This window comes from Krasilnikovia cinnamomea (assembly GCF_004217545.1).
GTDB classification, from domain to species: domain Bacteria; phylum Actinomycetota; class Actinomycetes; order Mycobacteriales; family Micromonosporaceae; genus Actinoplanes; species Actinoplanes cinnamomeus.
On record NZ_SHKY01000001.1, the window covers coordinates 5,276,618 to 5,293,705 of the forward strand.

General features: G+C 73.1%; 15 protein-coding genes. 6 read left to right on the top strand and 9 right to left on the bottom strand.

Going from position 1 to position 17,088, the window contains the following annotated elements:
* Positions 1 to 3: 3 nt before the first annotated feature.
* Positions 4 to 1,434 carry an MFS transporter gene (locus EV385_RS24160; protein ID WP_130511528.1) on the bottom strand — a complete coding sequence of 477 codons (1,431 nt, stop codon included), beginning with the start codon at positions 1,432 to 1,434 and terminating at the stop codon, positions 4 to 6.
* A gap of 77 nt (positions 1,435 to 1,511) precedes the next feature.
* On the opposite strand from EV385_RS24160, the gene EV385_RS24165 reads away from it, so the two are divergent.
* A complete protein-coding gene (locus EV385_RS24165) occupies positions 1,512 to 2,054 on the top strand; it encodes a TetR/AcrR family transcriptional regulator (RefSeq protein WP_130511529.1) in 543 nt (180 codons plus the stop codon).
* 13 nt (positions 2,055 to 2,067) lie between these two features.
* Here EV385_RS24165 and EV385_RS24170 read toward each other — a convergent pair whose 3' ends face one another.
* Positions 2,068 to 2,496 carry a hypothetical protein gene (locus tag EV385_RS24170; RefSeq protein ID WP_130511530.1) on the bottom strand — a complete coding sequence of 143 codons (429 nt, stop codon included), beginning with the start codon at positions 2,494 to 2,496 and terminating at the stop codon, positions 2,068 to 2,070.
* A gap of 57 nt (positions 2,497 to 2,553) precedes the next feature.
* Here EV385_RS24170 and EV385_RS24175 point away from each other — a divergent pair, with 57 nt between their 5' ends.
* Positions 2,554 to 4,119, top strand: a complete 1,566-nt coding sequence (locus tag EV385_RS24175) for a beta-N-acetylhexosaminidase (protein WP_165449574.1) — start codon at positions 2,554 to 2,556, stop codon at positions 4,117 to 4,119.
* On the opposite strand, the gene EV385_RS24180 is transcribed toward EV385_RS24175, so the two are convergent.
* The 3 genes from EV385_RS24180 to yczE all read right to left on the bottom strand — a co-directional run bounded on the left by EV385_RS24180 (position 4,061) and on the right by yczE (position 6,267).
* Complete coding sequence (locus EV385_RS24180) at positions 4,061 to 5,083, bottom strand: ATP-binding protein (protein ID WP_130511532.1); 1,023 nt, start codon at positions 5,081 to 5,083, stop codon at positions 4,061 to 4,063. The genes EV385_RS24175 and EV385_RS24180 overlap by 59 nt on opposite strands.
* On the bottom strand, positions 5,080 to 5,430 hold the full coding sequence (locus EV385_RS24185; RefSeq protein ID WP_130511533.1) for an STAS domain-containing protein: 351 nt from the start codon (positions 5,428 to 5,430) through the stop codon (positions 5,080 to 5,082). The genes EV385_RS24180 and EV385_RS24185 overlap by 4 nt, the downstream gene beginning before the upstream one ends.
* A gap of 180 nt (positions 5,431 to 5,610) precedes the next feature.
* A complete protein-coding gene (yczE, locus tag EV385_RS24190; protein WP_130511534.1) occupies positions 5,611 to 6,267 on the bottom strand; it encodes a membrane protein YczE in 657 nt (218 codons plus the stop codon).
* A 59-nt stretch (positions 6,268 to 6,326) separates the two neighbouring features.
* On the opposite strand from yczE, the gene yczR reads away from it, so the two are divergent.
* Positions 6,327 to 7,781: a MocR-like transcription factor YczR gene (gene yczR, locus EV385_RS24195; protein ID WP_130511535.1), complete on the top strand. Its 1,455-nt coding sequence runs from the start codon at positions 6,327 to 6,329 to the stop codon at positions 7,779 to 7,781.
* 56 nt (positions 7,782 to 7,837) lie between these two features.
* Here the strand turns inward: yczR and EV385_RS24200 are convergent, their stop codons facing one another.
* Complete coding sequence (locus EV385_RS24200) at positions 7,838 to 9,661, bottom strand: AMP-dependent synthetase/ligase (RefSeq protein WP_130511536.1); 1,824 nt, start codon at positions 9,659 to 9,661, stop codon at positions 7,838 to 7,840.
* 307 nt (positions 9,662 to 9,968) lie between these two features.
* On the opposite strand from EV385_RS24200, the gene EV385_RS24205 reads away from it, so the two are divergent.
* Entirely contained in the window at positions 9,969 to 11,159 is a 1,191-nt protein-coding gene (locus EV385_RS24205; protein ID WP_130511537.1) for a S8 family peptidase, read from the top strand.
* An 84-nt stretch (positions 11,160 to 11,243) separates the two neighbouring features.
* On the opposite strand, the gene EV385_RS24210 is transcribed toward EV385_RS24205, so the two are convergent.
* Positions 11,244 to 11,849: a PepSY domain-containing protein gene (locus EV385_RS24210; protein WP_130511538.1), complete on the bottom strand. Its 606-nt coding sequence runs from the start codon at positions 11,847 to 11,849 to the stop codon at positions 11,244 to 11,246.
* A gap of 264 nt (positions 11,850 to 12,113) precedes the next feature.
* Here EV385_RS24210 and EV385_RS24215 point away from each other — a divergent pair, with 264 nt between their 5' ends.
* A complete protein-coding gene (locus EV385_RS24215) occupies positions 12,114 to 14,363 on the top strand; it encodes a putative bifunctional diguanylate cyclase/phosphodiesterase (RefSeq protein ID WP_242625045.1) in 2,250 nt (749 codons plus the stop codon).
* 46 nt (positions 14,364 to 14,409) lie between these two features.
* On the top strand, positions 14,410 to 15,090 hold the full coding sequence (locus EV385_RS24220; RefSeq protein WP_130511539.1) for a DUF4190 domain-containing protein: 681 nt from the start codon (positions 14,410 to 14,412) through the stop codon (positions 15,088 to 15,090).
* Positions 15,091 to 15,095: 5 nt separating this feature from the next.
* On the opposite strand, the gene EV385_RS24225 is transcribed toward EV385_RS24220, so the two are convergent.
* Together EV385_RS24225 and EV385_RS24230 are read right to left on the bottom strand one after the other, a co-directional pair.
* Positions 15,096 to 16,358 (bottom strand): sensor histidine kinase, encoded by a 1,263-nt coding sequence (locus EV385_RS24225; RefSeq protein ID WP_130511540.1) that lies wholly within the window; start codon positions 16,356 to 16,358, stop codon positions 15,096 to 15,098.
* Positions 16,355 to 17,038 carry a response regulator transcription factor gene (locus EV385_RS24230; RefSeq protein ID WP_130511541.1) on the bottom strand — a complete coding sequence of 228 codons (684 nt, stop codon included), beginning with the start codon at positions 17,036 to 17,038 and terminating at the stop codon, positions 16,355 to 16,357. Before EV385_RS24230 ends, EV385_RS24225 begins: the two co-directional genes overlap by 4 nt.
* Positions 17,039 to 17,088: the final 50 nt, after the last annotated feature.

Below are 17,088 nucleotides of genomic sequence, written 5' to 3' on the forward strand. Positions count from 1 at the left end.
CCCTCAGCTGCGCCCGGGCGGTGTCGCGCCGTGGCGGCGGGGAAGCCACCCGGCGATCACCGCGCCGACCGCGACGATGGCCGCTCCCACCAGGACCGCCGGGACCAGACCGTCCACGAAGCTCTGGTGGGTGGCGTAGCCGCCGTACGAGCTGAAGACCGAGGCCAGGGCCGCCACCCCGGCGGCGACACCCAGCTCGCGGATCGTGTTGTTGGCGCCCGAGGCCACGCCCCGCTGCTGCTCGGTGACGCTGGCCAGGGCCACCGTGCTGATCGGGGCGAAGGTCAGGCCCATGCCGACGCCGGCCATGACGAAGGCGGCCACCAGGTCGCCGTAGGTGACGGTGGGGGAGGAGGCTAGGCCGATCCAGAGCAGGGCCCCGGCCAGCAGGACCTGGCCGGCGACGATGAGGTTCCGCGGACCGACGCGGTCGCCGAAGACGCCCGCCAGGGGCGCCACCACCATGGGGGCCATCGTCCACGGCAGGGTACGCAGCCCGGAGTCCAGCGGGCTCAGGCCCTGCACCACCTGGAAGAACTGGGCGAGCAGGAACACCGCGCCGAACGCGCCGGCCGAGAACGTCAGCGTGACGATGTTGACCAGGCTGAAGCCTCGGGAGCGGAACAGGCTGAGCGGCAGCATCGGGGTGCGGTTGCGCGCCTGCCAGGCGATGAACAGGGCGATCAGGGCGGCGCCGCAGGTCAGCATGGCCAGGACGCGGGCGGAGGTCCAGCCGTGGTCGGGGCCGTCGACCACGCCCCAGACGAGCAGCAGCATGCCGCCCGCGGAGAGCAGCAGGCCGAGCGGGTCGAGCTTGCGGGCGCCGCCGCGCGACTCGTCGAGGACGGTGACGGCCAGGACCACGGCCACGACGCCGACGGGCACGTTGAGCCAGAAGATCCAGTGCCAGTCGAGGCCCTCGACCACGGCGCCGCCGACGACGGGGCCGACCGCGACGCCGAGGCCGCTGATGCCGCCCCAGATGCCCACGGCGGCGGTGCGCAGACGGTCGGGGACGGCCTGCGCCAGCAGGGTCAGCGACAGTGGTGCCACGGCGGCCGCGCCGAGGCCCTGCACCGCCCGGGCCGCGGTCAGCTGCCAGGGGGCGGTGGCCAGGGCGGCGGCGGCCGACGCCAGCGTGAAGACGGCGATGCCCGCCAGAAACATCCGGCGCCGGCCGATGCGGTCGCCGAGCGCGGCCGCGGTGAGCAGGAACGCGGCGAACGGCAGGGTGTACGCGTTCACGAACCACTGCAGGTCGGTGAGGGACGCGTCCAGCTCGGTGCGGATGACCGGGAGCGCCGTGCTCACGACCAGGTTGTCGAGCGTGACCATGAAGATCGGAATGCCCACGGCGGCGAGTACGGCGCCCAGCGGTCGGGTGGCGCGGCGCGCCGCGGGCGGGGCCGGCGGGGGTGCGGTGGTGGTGGTCATGAGAGTTCTCCGAAAAGTTGTTATCCACTGATAACTACAGGGGGGCCACGTTAGTTATTGACTGATAACCTGTCAACATGTCCCGCACCCGCCGTACCGCCGAGGAGCGCCACGAGCAGTTCGTGGCGGCCGCCGTCACCGCGTTCAGCCACGGCGGCTACGCGGGCACGACCACCGATCAGGTGGCCCGCCTCGCGGGCGTCTCGCAGCCGTACGTGATCCGGCTCTTCGGCACCAAGCAGGAGTTGTTCCTGACGGCGGTCAACCACGCGGGCGACCGGATCGAGGCGAAGTTCCGCGAGGCGGCGCGGCGCGAGCCGACCCTGGCGAGCCTGGGTCAGGCGTACGACGAACTGCTGGCCGAGCGGGAGGTGATCACCATGCTGCTGCACGGGTTCACGGCCAGCGCGGACCCGGCCGTCGGCGAGCCGGTGCGCGCCTGCTTCGGCCGGATCTACGAGACGGTGCGCGAGCTGACCGGCGCGACCGACGACGAGCTACGCGACTTCTTCGCGAAAGGCATGCTGCTCACCTGCCTGGGCGCCATGCGCGTGGTCGGGCCCGACCCGGCCCCCCGCCAGCCCTGGATGGACCGCCTGCTGAACACGTTCGGCCACTAGGAGCGGCGCGACGTCAGCGGCCGTCGGCCAGGCGCAGCGCGTACTCGCGGACGGCGGACTGGTAGGTGGCCTCGGCCAGGGTCCAGCCGCCGTCGCCGGGGCGGCTGGCCCGGTTCAGCTGGGTCTGCATGGTCACCACGGCCGACGACAGGCCGCTGAACGGCCGGGTACGCCACAGCTGCTCGCCCGCCGGGGCCACCTCGACCAGGTCGTCGTCCACAGTGATCAGTTCCGCCCCGGCCAGCCGGCCTACGGACTCCTCCAGCTCGGCCCGGCTCGGCACGCTGTGGTGCAGGAAGTCCGCCGCGGCCAGCACGTCCGCCAGGCTCGCGCCGGTCACGGGCAGCGCCGCGTGCAACGCCCGGTCGCGTTCCAGCCGCGCGGCGATGACCACGGCGACGAAGATCCACGCGTCGTTCCACCGCCATCCGCCAGCCCCCATGCCGCAATGATGCCGTCTGCGTGCCTTGCCGGGAAGCGAATGTGGTTGGGTGATCAGATGCTGGTCCCGGCCGCCCGCCACGCCGCCCGGTCCGCCGGGCGGTTCGTCCTCACCGAAACGACCCGGGTCGATGCCCCGCCCGCGGTCGCGGACCTGCTGCGTGAGCTGCTCGGCCAGCCCACGGGCCTGCCGCTGCCGCCGGGCGCGGGCGGGCTGCGGTTCGCCCTGGACGACGATCCGGGGCTGGGCGCCGAGGGGTACCGGATGAGTGTCACTCCCCAGGGGGTCACCGTCCGGGCGCACACCGAGGCCGGGTTGCGCTGGGCGGTCCAGACGTTGCGCCAGCTGCTGCCCGCCGAGGCGTACGGGGCCGGCCCGGCGCCCGGGGTCGTCTGGGCGCTGCCGGTGGTCGACATCGTCGACGGGCCCGCCCATCCGTGGCGGGGTGCCCTGCTGGACGTGGCCCGGTGGGCGCATCCGATGCCGTTCGTGCGGCGCTTCGTCGACCTGATGGCGGCCCACAAGCTCAACGTGCTGCACCTGCACCTGACCGACGACCAGGGCTGGCGCTTCGAGGTACGGCGCTATCCCCGGCTGACCGAGGTGGGTGGCGTGCGCGCGCAGAGCCCGGCCGGGCATTCCCGCGAGCGGCGCTTCGACGGTGCCCCGCACGGCGGCTGGTACACCCAGCGGGAGCTGCGCGACCTCGTCGGGTACGCGGCCCGGCGCGGGGTGCGGATCGTGCCCGAGGTGGATCTGCCCGGTCACGTCCAGGCCGCGCTGGCCGCGTACCCGGAGCTGGGCAACGACCCCGGCCGGCGGCTGCCGGTACGCACCGCGTGGGGCATCTCGTCGCATGTGCTCAACCCGTCCGCGGCCACCCTGGAGGTGGTGCGGCACATCCTCGACGAGCTGGTGGACGTGTTCCCGTCCGAGATCGTGCACATCGGCGGCGACGAGTGCCCGACCGACGAGTGGCGGGCCAGCCCGGCGGCGCTGGCCCGGGTCGCGGAGCTGGGCCTGGCCGGGGTGGGTGATCTGCAGCGCTGGTACGCCGCCGAGCTGGCCACCCACCTGGCCGGGCACGGGCGCCGCGTGGGGGTGTGGGACGAGCTGCTGGAGTCCGGCGCCCCGGCGGACGCGGTGGTCTTCGGCTGGCGCGGCCAGGAACACGCCGCCGCTGCCCTGGCCGCCGGGCACGAGGTGGTCGCCTGCCCGCATACCCACACCTACCTGGACTACGCCGAGACCGACGACCCGCGGGCGCCCGGCGAGCCGGTCGCGGCGCGGCTCGGCACCCCGCTGCCCAAGGTGTACGGCTACCGCCCGCCGGAGCCCGGCCCCGGGCGGCTGCTGGGTGTGCAGGGGCAACTGTGGAGCGAGTACCTGCCGACCCCGGAACTCGTCGAGTACCGGGCGTTCCCGCGCCTCGCGGCGCTCGCCGAGCTCGGCTGGACCGGTCCCGGCGGCGACTTCGCCGACTTCCGGCGGCGCCTCGACGGCCACCTGCCCCGCCTCGACCGGGCCGGCGTCGGCTACCGCCCCCTGGACGGGCCCCTCTCTGTCAGTGGACGGGGAAGTGGTGCGTCACGTCGTGCGGAAAGTGCAGCCGGACCGAGGTGACGCCGCCGGCGGTGTGCACCTTGACGACGTCCGCGAGTTGCCGGGCCAGCCACATGCCGCGCCCCGCGCCGGGATCCCCATCCGGCGAGAGGTACCCGGCGATGGGCGGCAGGGGACGCCCGCCCGCGTCGTCGACCTGGACGACGAGGGTGTTCGCGTGCCGCCAGGCGCGCACGCGGACGGGGGCGTCGCCGTGGACGATGCCGTTGGTGGCCACCTCGGCGACCGCGAGGACGATGTCGACGGCCGCGGTGTCGGAGAAGGCCTGCTGCCCGGCCCAGGACCGCACGGCGGTGTGTACCGGGCCGATCTCGCCGAGGCTGGACAGGGTCAGGTCCAGGTCGGTGGCGGCCGGTGGCGTCGACAACGGGATCTCGTTGCGGTGGGCGAGGTAGTCGAGGGCGGGCACGTGCTGGACGGGTACCAGCGTCCCGCCGTCGATGATCTCGTGGTTGTGCAGCAGGCGTACGTTCTCGATGATCAGCGTCGAGTGGCGGCGGGCATCCCAGACGCAGGTAAGTGGACAGTCGTACGGGGCGATGACGTCGTTGTAGACCACCTCGTAGGACAGGTATTCGGCGGCGCGGTCGACCGGGCTGCTCGGATCGATCTCGGTGGTGATGTCGGGCTCGGCGATGATGTGCACGCGCCGGCCCTGCGCGTACTGCTCGGCCGTGTAGCGCCGGAACTCCTCGTACGCGAAGCCCAGCCGCTGGTAGAACGAGCTCCTGTCGCTCCATTGCAGCTGGTCGCTCAGCGCGCCGAACTCGGTCCGCACGAGGAGTTCCACCTTGGCGCTGACGACCATCAGGACCGCCGTCCCCCGGGCGAGGAGGTCGGCCAGGACCGGTACGAGCCGGGCGCGCAGGGCGTCGTCCGAGTCGATGATCAGCGCGGCGTGCTCGTACGCGTTGTCGAGCGGTTCGGCGATCTCCCTGTCCGGCAGGTCCGGCCACGTGGTCATGCTCCGGCCTCCGGCTGTGCGTCCCCGTCCGCCGCCGGCGTGACCCGCAGCCGGTCGCTGGTGAGCAGCCCGCAGATCTGCATCGCCCGGAACGCCATCGGTGCGCAGCTCACCTGGAGAGTCACGCCGGGGGGCACGGCGTCGCGGCCGTGCATCACCGCCCGGACGCCGGCCGCGCCGAAGAAGCTCACCCGGGTCAGGTCCAGGTGGAGCACTCCGGCGCGGACCTCGGCGGCGATCCGGTCGGCGACATCGACCCAGTTCCCCTGGTCGATGTCGCCCGTAACGTGCAGCACCGCGCCGTCACGTCGAGTCGAGCACACGTCGGCGCGAAAGGGCTCCGCCACGACATCCAGCCTCTCGGACACCGCCGACGCGCCGGATCCCCCGCTGGTCCGGCAGCGCCAACCGGGTGTCAGTGCGATAGGGGGTCAGCCATTCCTCAAACTACGCCACCGACTGGCCCGCTGATACCCCTCTGCGGGGGTATACCGCACTTGCCGCCATTGGGTGATCCGCGCGGTTGATCAGGCTGCCGGGGCGGCGATCCTGGCGCGGCCGGTCTCCGGCACGGTGAAGCGGGGGATGAACACCTGGGCGAGTGGTCCGATGGCCAGCGCGTACGCGAGGGTGCCCAGGCCGACCGTGCCGCCCAGCAGGAAGCCGGTGGCCAGCACGAGGACCTCGATGGTGGTGCGCACGAGGCGGATCGACAGGCGGGGGAAGCGGCCGACGATGCCGGTCATCAGGCCGTCGCGCGGGCCCGGGCCCAGCCGTGCGCCGATGTACATCCCGGTGGCGACCCCGTTGAGCAGGATGCCCGCGACCAGGTAGGCGACGCGTACGGGCAGGCTGGCGCCGGTCGGCAGCACCGCGAGGGCGCCGTCGACGACGAGGCCGATGACGACGAGGTTGGCGATCGTGCCGATGCCGGGCCGCTGCCGCAGCGGGATCCACAGCAGCAGGAGCGGGATGCCGGTGAGGATCACGACGGTGCCGATGCTGATCCCGGTGGCCCGCGACACGCCCTGGTGGAACACGTCCCACGGGGTGAGGCCGAGACCGGAGATGACCATGAGGGCCATGCTGAAGCCGTACAGGGTCAGGCCGACCGTGAGCTGGGCCAGTCGGCGGCCCGGGCGAGAGCGGATAGTGACGTGATCGGTGTTGCCAGTCGTCGGCATAGCTGCCACTCTGAGGGCCAATCGCTCGGCCTGAAAGGGCCAATTTACCGGAGGTGGCGGTGACGACGTCGGTGCGCGGCGGCCAATTGGCCCGACTGCTGGGGCAGTGGCATTCGCTGCCGGGCCGCCACAAGCGGCCCGACTACGACGCGTTGGCCGGTGCGGTCCGCGGGCTGCTGGCCGACAGCCGGCTCCCGCTCGGGACCCGCCTGCCCGCCGAACGGGAACTCGCCGAGTCCCTCGGGATCAGCCGCACCACCGTCTCGGCGGCGTACCGGTCGCTGCGCGAGACCGGGCACCTGACCAGCCGTCGCGGTGCGGGCAGCTGGACCACGCTGCCGACCGGCCACCGGGTCGGCAGCTCGGGCCTGTGGGCGCCCGACGACGACGTCGACATGATCGACATGGGGGTGGCCGCCTCGGCGGCGCCGGTCGAGCTCGTGGCCGCGGCCCGCGCCGCCGCCGACGACCTGCCCCGCTACCTGGGCAGCGCCGGGTACCACCCGACCGGGCTGGCCGAGCTGCGGGCGGCCGTCGCCGAGGGCTACGCGGCGCGCGGAGTGCCCACCAGCGCCGAGCAGATCCTCATCACCAGCGGCACCCAGCAGGCCCTCGACCTGGTGCTGCGGCTGTCCGTCCCGGCCGGGGCGCCCGTGCTCGTGGAGTCCCCGACCTACCCGAACGCGCTCGCCGCGCTGTCCGCCCGGCGGGCCCGGATCAGCACCCACGGCCTGGACCCGCGCACCGGCTGGGACGCCGAACTGCTGCTCGGCGCGCTGCGGCAGACCCGCCCCCGGCTGGCGTACCTGATTCCCGAGTTCCAGAACCCGACCGGTCACCTGATGCCGGCCGGGCTGCGCGAGCGGCTGGTCGGTGCGGCCCACGCGACCGGCACCGAGCTGGTCATCGACGAGTCGTTCGTGGACCTGCCGCTCGACGGCGCGCCGATGCCCCCGCCGGTCGCCGTGTTCGACCGGCACTCGCGGGTGGTCTCCATCGGCGGGATGAGCAAGGCGTACTGGGGTGGGCTGCGGATCGGCTGGGTCCGCGCCTCGGCGCCGCTGGTGCAGCGCCTCGCCGCGCTGCGGGTCGGGGTGGACATGTCCAGCCCGGTGCTCGAACAGCTCGTCGCGGTGCGGCTGCTGGCCCAGGAACAGACCATCGTGGCCGCCCGCCGGGCCCAGCTCGAGTTCCGGCGCGACGCGCTGGTCGCCGCGCTCACCGAGCTGCTGCCCGAGTGGCGGGTGTGCGTGCCGGGCGGCGGCGTCACCCTCTGGGCCGAACTGGACGGGCCCATCTCCAGCGCGCTCGCCCGCGCCGCCGAGGACGTGGGGGTGCGGCTGGCGCCCGGGCCCCGGTTCGGCCTGGACGGGACGCTGGAGCGCTTCGTCCGGCTGCCGTTCACCCTCGCCGCTGACGACCTCACCGAGGCCGTACGCCGGATCGCCGCCGTCCGGCACGACCTCGACCGGACCAGCCGCCCCGCGTGGGGCACTCCCGCCGTCATCGCCTGAGAAACCGGGCGCGGATCCGGCGAACCGGCTCCGCGCCCGGGACGAGCTGGGTGGACTCAGATCTGGGCGAGGGAGCCCGAGTACATCTTGTCGATCTCGGCGGCGAAGTTCGCCTCGACGCTGCGCCGCTTGATCTTCATCGACGGGGTGATCTCGCCCTGCTCGATGCTGAGGTCACGCGGCAGGATGGCGAACTTCTTGACCGTCTCCCAGCGGTTCAGCTTGCCGTTGAGCTGCTCGACGAAGCCCGCGATCAGCTGCTCGGTCTCGGGCGCCGCGACGATCTCGGCGTAGCCGCGCCCCTCCAACGGCCCGCCCGCGGCCCAGGCCACGATGGCGTCCTCGTCCAGCGAGATCAGCATCGTCACGAAGTTGCGCGCCTGGCCCACCACCACCGCCTGCGACGTGTACGGGCACACCGCCTTGAACATGCCCTCGATGTTCGAGGGTGCGATGTACTTGCCGCCGGACGTCTTGACCAGGTCCTTCTTGCGGTCCGTGATGGACAGGTTGCCCTCGTCGTCCAACTGGCCGATGTCACCCGTACGGAAGAAGCCGTCCTCGGTGAACGCCTCCGCGGTCTCCTTCGGCAGGTTGTGGTAGCCGCGCATGACCGGGGCGCCGCGCAGCAGGATCTCGCCGTCGGTGTCGATGCGGACCTCCAGGTCACCGAGCGGCTTGCCCACCGTGCCGATCTTCAGTTCGCCCACCCGGTTGACGAAGTTGGCGGCGCTGCTCTCGGTGAGCCCGTAGCCCTCCGAGACCGGCAGGTTGGCGGCGGCGAAGAACTCCGCGATGTCGCGGCTCAGCGGCGCCGACCCGGAGACCAGGACGCGCATCCGGCCGCCGAGTCGCTGCTGCAGCTTGCTGAAGACGAGCTTCTCCGCGATCGCGTACTCGGTGCGCAGCCACCGGTCGACGGGCTTTCCGGCCTGCTCCAGCCGTACCTTGCGCTTGCCCGTCTTGAGCGCCCAGCTGAAGATCTTCGCCTTCAGCCCGCCCTCGCCGAGCGCCGTGGTGACGGTCTTGTTGTAGATCTTCTCGAAGATGCGCGGGGCCGCGGCCATCAGCGTCGGCCGGATGACGGCGAGCTTCTCGACGAGCTTGTCCACCCGGCCGTCCACATAGGTCGGCACGCCCACGTGGATGACGCCGCACATGATGGTCTTGCCGAACGAGTGCGACAGCGGCAGCCAGAGGTACTGCAGGTCGTTGGGGTCGTACAGGCCGAGCTCCTCCTGCGCCACGCCCTCCCAGGTCCAGCCGCGGTGCAGCAGCTCGACGCCCTTGGGGTGCCCCGTCGTGCCGGAGGTGTAGATGAGCGTCGCCACGTGCTCCGGCTGGATCGCCTCGATCGCGCGGTCGATGAGACCGGGGTCGCGGGCCAGTGCGGCGCGGCCGCGTTCCTCCAGGTCGGCGAGCGTGAGCTGGGGCGGCTCGGCTTCGGCGTCGGCGAGGCCGTCGATGAGTACGACGTGGGTGACCGAGGTGCTGGCCCCGGAGATCTTGAGCGCCTGCTGGGGGTTCTCGGCGACCAGAACCTTCGAGCCCGAGTCGGCGATGATGAACGTCGCGTCCTCGGGCTCGGTGGTGGGGTAGACGGTGGTGGTCGCCCCGCCGGCGCAGTTGACGGCGAGGTCCGCCAGGATCCATTCGAGGCGGGTGTTGGACAGGATCGAGACCCGGTCCTCCAGGCCCACGCCGAGTTCGGCGAACCCGGCGGCCAGCGCGAAGGCCTTGTCTTTGACCTGCGCCCAGGTCAGCCACTCCATGCCGGTGTCATCCGCGTCGGGTCCGGCGAACGCCTGCTTGTCCGGGGTGGCCTCCACCCGGTGCAGAAACATGGCCGGGATCGACCGGTAGGGAACGTCGAGTGCCATCGGGCGCCGCCTTCATGCCGGTATGAGATGAAACGGTTGCAACGTAACAGCCGTGTTACCCGAGAGTATTGCGGGTGTGGCCCGAGGGCCATAGGGCCGACGCAGTCCGTTGATCCTAACCAGCACCGGCCGTTCGGCCGAGGTGCAGCGCCGGGGCCCGGGGACGATCCCGGCGGTATATCCCAATCGGGATGGAGTGCTGGCCGTCGATGCGCCTTAACCTGGCGTCAATAAACCGACCATCGTCCATATTTGCGGGTCACGAGCACGCGGACGGGTCGGCCGGCAGGCGCGAGAGAGGAACAACATGGCGATCCGACGCCCCCTCGGCGGCCAGGCCCTGGCCGTCAGTCTGCTCATCGTGGCCGCGGCCACGGCCGCGACGGCAAACCCGGCCTCGGCCGCGACAGCGTCCACCGGACCGGTCCGGCTCGCCGGCACCGCGGACGCGATCCCCGGCAGCTACCTCGTCGTACTCAAGAACGGCGGCGCGGCGGTCGCCGCGACCGCTCGGGGGGTCGCGGCCGGCTACGGGGCCCAGGTCCACCGCACGTACGGGGCCGCGCTCACCGGCTTCGAGGCCAGCATGAGCGAGAACGCCGCCCGGCGGATGGCCGCCGACCCGCGCGTCGCGTACGTCGAGCAGAACCAGAAGGTCTCGCTGCTCGGCACACAGGACGGCGCCACCTGGGGCCTGGACCGCATCGACCAGCGGGCCCGGCCACTGAGTACCACCTACACGTATCCGGTCACGGCGGACACCGTGACCGCGTACGTCATCGATACCGGCGTGCTCTACAGCCACTCGGACTTCGGCGGCCGGGCCAGCTACGGCTACGACTCGGTCGGCACCGACGGGGTCGACTGCCACGGCCACGGCACGCACGTGTCCGGCACCGTCGGCGGCGCCACGTACGGCGTCGCGAAGCGGGTCCGGATCGTCGGGGTACGGGTGCTCAACTGCTCCGGCAGCGGCACCACCGCCGGGGTCGTGGCGGGCGTCGACTGGGTCACCCAGCACGCCAGCAGGCCCGCCGTGGCGAACATGAGCCTGGGCGGCGGCGCCAGCACGGCCCTGGACGACGCGGTCACCGCGTCGATCAACTCGGGCGTCACGTACGCGCTGGCGGCGGGCAACTCCAACGCCAGCGCCTGCAGCACCTCGCCCGCCCGGGTCGGCCCGGCGATCACGGTGGGCGCGACGACGAACTCGGACGCCCGCGCGTCGTACTCGAACTACGGCACCTGCCTGGACATCTTCGCGCCCGGCTCGTCGATCACCTCGGACTGGAACTCCGGCAGCACCGCGACGAACACCATCAGCGGCACCTCGATGGCCTCGCCGCACGTGGCCGGGGCGGCGGCGCTGGTGCTGTCGCGCAACCCGTCGTACACCCCGGCGCAGGTCCGCGACGCCCTGGTCGCGGACGCCACCGCGAACGTCGTGACCGGCGCCGGCAGCGGCTCGCCGAACCGCCTGCTGTTCGTCTCCCAGTAGCCCCGCGTACGCGCACGAGGCCCCGTGGCTTGCCACGGGGCCTCGTGCATGCCGCTATGCGGGATCACATGCCGCTATGCGGGATCAGTCGTCCGAGCCGTGGCCACCGCTGCCGTGGTCGTCGCCGCCCTTGTCGTCTCCGCCCCGGCCCCGGTCGTCGGTGGCGGTGTCGTCCGAGCCCCGGCCCCGGCCTCGGTCGTCGGTGGCGGTGTCGTCCGAGCCCCGGCCGCGCCCGCGGTCGTCACCGGTCGTGGCCGACCCGGACGAGCCCTTGACGCGGTGCCGCAGCACGGCGCCGGTGGCCCGGTCCACGTCGATGTCGTGCCGGACCCCGCCGGCCACCACGTCGACGTCCCAGACCGCGCGGCCGTGCTCGGTCTCGGCCTCGATGCTGGTGACCCGGCCGCCGCCCGTGGCGCGCAGCGCGATCGTGCGGGCCGCGTCGATGCTCACCGCGCCGGCCGCGGTGGGCGCCGGGGCGGTGGTGGGCGCCGAGGTCGAGTCGTCCGACCCGGACGAGTCGACCGGGTCGCCGTTGGGCAGCATCGGCACGGCGCGGCCGCCGTGGTCGTCGGCCGCCACGTGCGCTGCCGAGTCGTCGGCGCCGGACGCGGCGAGCGCGGTCCCGCCCAGTGCGAGCGCGGCGGCCACCCCGGCGGCGAGAGTGCCTGCGGTGCGAATCGTCATCATCGTTGGTTCCTCCGGTGCTGGTGACGGTGCTGATGACCGTCGGACAGCAAGCACCTTCGTGCCCGGGGGGCTATCGGCGCGCTGTGTGATCGTTAAGCGCGCGCTAAGCCGTCACGCATCCGGTCGCGAACATCCACTAATCGGGCACGCCCCGCCTCGCCTTGCGGGCGGCGCGGATCGGTCACAGGCCCAAAGTCCCGAACCGGACGATGACGTCCGCACGCCAGGCTCAGACCGGACGCCAGACGACCGATATCTCCGCACGTGGGAATCGGACTGACGGCGCTGCGGGGTTGGATACCGGCGGGAGGTGGGCTCCGGGACGAGGACTGGGCCGGCCGGCACCGCCTGCTGACCGCGCTGCTCGCCGCCTGCGTCCTCGTCCTGACCGTGTTCGGGGTGCTGCAGGACGGGCTGGGCCGGTCGTGGCTGGTCACCGTGATCCTCATCCTGCCGTGCGTGGTGGCCGCCGCCGTGCTGCCGCCGCGACGGCTGCCCTCGACCTTCGTGGCCCTCGGCTTCACGATCGCCTGCGGCGGGTTCGTCGCCATGGCCCACGGCCTGACCGAGGCGCACTTCGCGTTCTTCGTCGCCGTCCCGGCGCTGGCGCTGTACCGCGACTGGACCCCGTTCGGGATGTTCCTGGTCGCCACGACGCTGCACCACGCGGTGTTCGGGACGCTCGTCAGCGACCGCACATACAACCACCACAGCGCGATGGTGCACCCGTGGCTGTGGGCGCTGCTGCACGGCGGCGCGGTGCTGCTGGCCGCCACCTTCCAGGTGATCCAGTGGCGGCTCGCCGAGGCCGAGGAGGCCCGGGCCCAGGACAATCTCGACGCCAGCCAGGCCCAGCTGAGCCTCGCGTTCGACGAGACGCCGGTGCCGATGGCGATGCTCGCGCCGGACGGGCGGCTGCTGCGTACCAACTCGGCGTACCGCGGCTGGCTGGGGCTGCCCGACGAGTTGCCCGCCGGGTTCTCGGTGCGTGATCTTCCCCTGACGCCCGTCGACGGAAACTTCGGCGGCCCGCTCTTCGACGACCTGCTCCAGCGCGCCGAGCCGGTCACGCTGACCCGGCGCTACCGCCGGGACGCCGACGGCGCCCTGATCTGGGTCGAGATCCACAGCACCGCGTTGCGCGACCGCTGGGGCAAGCTGCGGCTGATCTTCGTGCACTGCCGCGACGTCACCCGCGACCGCGAGCACGAGGCGGCGCTGCGCCGTCAGGTCCGCCAGGATCCGCTGACCGGGCTGCTGTCGCGCCAGGCGTTCGAACAGGACGTGGCGGCGCTGCTCGGCGCGCGCCCCGAGCCGATCAGCGTGCTGTTCCTGGACATCGACCGGTTCAAGTCCATCAACGACGGCTCGGGCCACGGCACCGGCGACAACGTCCTGCGCGCGCTGGCCGAACGGCTCCAGCGGTGCGTACCGGCGGAGTCGTTGCTGGCGCGCCTCGGCGGCGACGAGTTCGTGGTGGCGGTGCGCGCCCCGTCCGCGACCGGCGCCCGGGTCGGCGCGGACATCCTCGCGGCGCTCACCGAGCCGCTGGCGATTCCCGGCGGGAACGTCCAGATCGGCGCCAGCATCGGGCTGGCCGTCGCGCAGGGCGCCGACCAGGCCGACCAGGTCGTGCTGGCCGCGGACACCGCCATGTACGCCGCCAAGCGCGCCGGCGGCAACCGCCTCGAGGTCTTCAACGAACAGATGCGGGTCACCGTCCAGCAGCACATCGTCGCGGAGTCCCGCCTGCGCTCGGCGCTCGACGGCGACCGGGAGACGACCCTGCCGGTGTGGTTCCAGCCGATCGTCGCGGCGTCGGACGGGCGGATTCTCGGCGCCGAGGCGCTGGTGCGGCTGCGTACGCCGGAGGGCGAGATCCTCGCGCCGGGCCACTTCATCGCCGCCGCCGAGGAGACCGGCCTGGTCGTGCCGCTCGGCGAGCACGTGCTGGCCGCGGCACTGCGGCACCTGACGCGGTGGCGCGACCAACTGGGCTACGTGTCGGTCAACGTGAGCCCCCGGCAGCTCGCCGAGACCGGGTTCGTCCCCATGCTCGCCGACCTGCTGGCCCGCTCGTCGACGATCGACCCGGCCCAGCTGGTCCTGGAGATCACCGAGACGGCCCAGCTGGTCACCTCGGCCGATCTGCAGGAGCGGCTGCTGGCGATCAAGGCGTTGGGCGTACGGATCGCCCTGGACGATTTCGGCACCGGCTACAGCTCGCTGACCTGGCTGCAGTCCGTCCCGGCGGACGTGGTGAAGCTCGACCGCTCGTTCGTCACCGGCCTCGCCGCCGACGCCAGCAAGTCGTCCATCATCTCCGCGGTGCTGTGGCTGGCGCGTTCGCTGAACATGACGGTCGTGGCCGAGGGTGTCGAGGAGGCGGACGACTGGTACGCGCTGCGCGCCGCCGACTGCCACGCCATCCAGGGCTATCTGTTCAGCGAGCCGCTACCGGTGGACGACTTCGACGTGTTGCTGCGCGGGGGTGTCCTGCGGACCGCCGCCTGATGCCCGTCCCGCCCAGGTAGTTGATCTTGGCGGTATCATCCCGCGAGTGGATCATCGGAATCAGCCGCCCCCGCCGCCGGTCATGCCCGCACCGCAGCCCGTCGCACCCGTGTGGAACGGCAAGACCAACGGCTTCTCGATCGCCTCGCTGAGCCTGGCCCTGTTCGGCTGCGTCGGCGTGCTGAGCGTCGTGTTCGGCGTGATCGGGCTGCGCCAGAGCCGGCGCAACGGCGACCGCCGGGGCCGGATCTACGCGATCCTCGGACTGAGCATCACCGGCCTCTGGGCGCTGGCCATCGCGGTCGCCATCGGGGTGGCCGTCGCCAAGGACATCGCGGACGGGCCGGACCGCGACGCCGCCGGGGCGATCCGGGGCGAGCGCTCGATCCGCGTCACCGACCTGCGCGCCGGCGACTGCGTCAAGGACCTCGAATCGCAGTCCGGTAGCCGCGTCGACGTGTTGCCCTGCGCGTCGGCGCACAGCAGCGAGGTGTTCGCGGTTCTCCCGCTGCCCGAGGGCTCCCCGCTGCTGACGGGAGAGGCGAGGCAGCAGGTGGAGTCCAGCTGCGAGGCGAAACTCACGGCGTACGCGGGGACGAAGCCGGGCCAGGACGCCTACCTGGTGCTGGCGGTGACGCCCGACGACCTGGACTCCACCGAGTTCCAGAACGTGTTGTGCATCGCCCACCACCGCACCAGCACGACGACGGGCTCGCTGCGCCGCTGACCGGGTCAGGCGGGACCGGCCAGCTCCAGCACGACCCGGGCGCCGCCGTCACGGCCGGTCTCGACGCGCAGCGCCCCGCCGCTGGCCTCGGCGGCCTGCCGGGCGATGTCCATGCCCAGGCCGGTCGAGCCGGACCCGGAGGCACCCCGGCGCAGCGCCGACTGCGCGAACCCGGGACCCGCGTCCGAAACGGTCAGCACCGCGCCGCCGCCCGGCCGCGCGGTCAGGAACACACCGAAGTCCGTGCCGTCCGGGGTGTGCGCGAACACGTTGCCCAGCAGCGCGTCCAGCGCCGCCGCGAGGTCGTCGGCCGGGACGGCCACCGGCAGCGGCGCGGCGGGCAGCTCCCGGTGTACCCCTCGATCGGTGTCCTCGGCCAGCACGGACCAGAACGCGACCCGGTCGGCCACCACCGCGGTGGCGTCGCAGCCGGTCCGTGGGCGCTGCGCGCCCCGGTGCCGGGCCTCCCGGATGACCGCGGTGACGGCCCGCTCGATGGCGTCCGCGGCCGCCGCGACCCGGGCCGCGTCGTCCGGGTCGCGCAGCGACTCGGCCTCCAGCCGCAGGGCGGTCAGCGGCGTACGCAGCCGGTGCGACAGGTCGGCGACCTGCTCCCGCTCCTGGCGCAGCAGGTCCTGGATGCGTCCCGCCAGATGGTTCAGGGCCCCGGCCACCTCGCGCAGCTCGGGCGGCCCGGCGGGCGACGCCCGGGCCGACAGCTCCGCGCGGGCCAGCCGGTGCGAGACCGCCGACAGCTCCGCGATCGGCGCGACCAGGGTACGGGCCAGCCGGTCCGCGACCAGCAGCCCCAGCAGCACGAGGGCGGCGCCCAGCCCGGCCAGCACCAGCCACGCCTTGGTCACCCCGCGGGTCAGCTCCGCGCGCGGCACCACGGTACGCACCACGGCCGTGCCCTGGGCGGTGACCACCGGCACGACGATCTCCCGGCCGCCCGCGCCGTCGACCGTGAACGACTGCCCGTCCGCCCGCGCCAGCCGCACCGCCGCGGTCTCCGCCGCCGGGGCCCCCAGCACCCGTCCGTCCGGCAGGTACACGCTGACCGGCACGGCCACCCCGCTGAGCGACAGCTCCAGCTCGGTCGAGTCGCTGGTCCCCACCAGCGGCACGATGGCCCGGACCACGTCGTCGGCGCCGCTGACCGCCCGGTCCGCGGCCACCTGCCGCACCAGCAGCGCCAACGGCACCAGGAAGGCCAGCAGCACCAGGCAGGTGGTGGCGGCGACCAGCAGGGTGAGCCGGCGCCTCACGCCGGCTCACTCAACCGCACGCCAACCCCGCGGACGGTGTGCAGGTAGCGCGGCGCCTGCGCGGTCTCGCCGAGCTTGCGGCGCAGCCACGACAGGTGCACGTCGACGGTCTTGTCGGCACCGCCGTACGGCACCTGCCACACCTCGGCCAGCAGTTCCCGCTTGGTCACCACCTGCCCGGCGCGGCTGGCCAGGTGGTGCAGCAGGTCGAACTCGCGCGGGGTGAGGTCGAGCGGCGCGCCGTCCAGGGACGCGGTCCGCGCCCCGGCGTCGATGCTCAGCCCGCCGACCGTGAGCGCGGCCTGCTCGGGGCGGTCCCCGGCACCGCGGCGCAGCACCGCCCGGATCCGCGCGTCGAGCTGCGCGGCCGTGAACGGCTTCACCACGTAGTCGTCGGCGCCCGCGTCCAGCACCTGGACGATCTCGGTCTCGTCGTCGCGGGCGGTGGCCACGATCACCGGCACTGCGCTGACCGCCCGCAGCATGCGCAGCAACTCACGGCCGTCGAGGTCGGGCAGGCCCAGATCGAGCACCACCAGGTCGGGACGTTCGGCCAGGGCGGTCTGCAGCCCGTCCATCGCCGTGTGCGAGGCGGCGACGGCATGGCCGCGCTCGCGCAGCGCGCGCAGCAGATGGGTACGGATCGCCGAGTCGTCCTCGATCAGCAGCAGGTGGGCCACCGCTGCACGGTAACCCCGGCACCGCCCGCCACCAGGGCTGTTAACCCTCC

Bases quoted from the DNA above. Each gene is read 5' to 3' on its own strand.
- EV385_RS24175 (WP_165449574.1), top strand. From the start codon at position 2,554: ATGCTGGTCCCGGCCGCCCGCCACGCCGCCCGGTCCGCCGGGCGGTTC.
- yczE (WP_130511534.1), bottom strand. From the start codon at position 6,267: ATGCCGACGACTGGCAACACCGATCACGTCACTATCCGCTCTCGCCCG.
- EV385_RS24165 (WP_130511529.1), top strand. From the start codon at position 1,512: ATGTCCCGCACCCGCCGTACCGCCGAGGAGCGCCACGAGCAGTTCGTG.
- EV385_RS24210 (WP_130511538.1), bottom strand. From the start codon at position 11,849: ATGATGACGATTCGCACCGCAGGCACTCTCGCCGCCGGGGTGGCCGCC.
- EV385_RS24205 (WP_130511537.1), top strand. From the start codon at position 9,969: ATGGCGATCCGACGCCCCCTCGGCGGCCAGGCCCTGGCCGTCAGTCTG.
- EV385_RS24180 (WP_130511532.1), bottom strand. From the start codon at position 5,083: ATGACCACGTGGCCGGACCTGCCGGACAGGGAGATCGCCGAACCGCTC.
- EV385_RS24170 (WP_130511530.1), bottom strand. From the start codon at position 2,496: ATGGGGGCTGGCGGATGGCGGTGGAACGACGCGTGGATCTTCGTCGCC.
- EV385_RS24160 (WP_130511528.1), bottom strand. From the start codon at position 1,434: ATGACCACCACCACCGCACCCCCGCCGGCCCCGCCCGCGGCGCGCCGC.
- EV385_RS24200 (WP_130511536.1), bottom strand. From the start codon at position 9,661: ATGGCACTCGACGTTCCCTACCGGTCGATCCCGGCCATGTTTCTGCAC.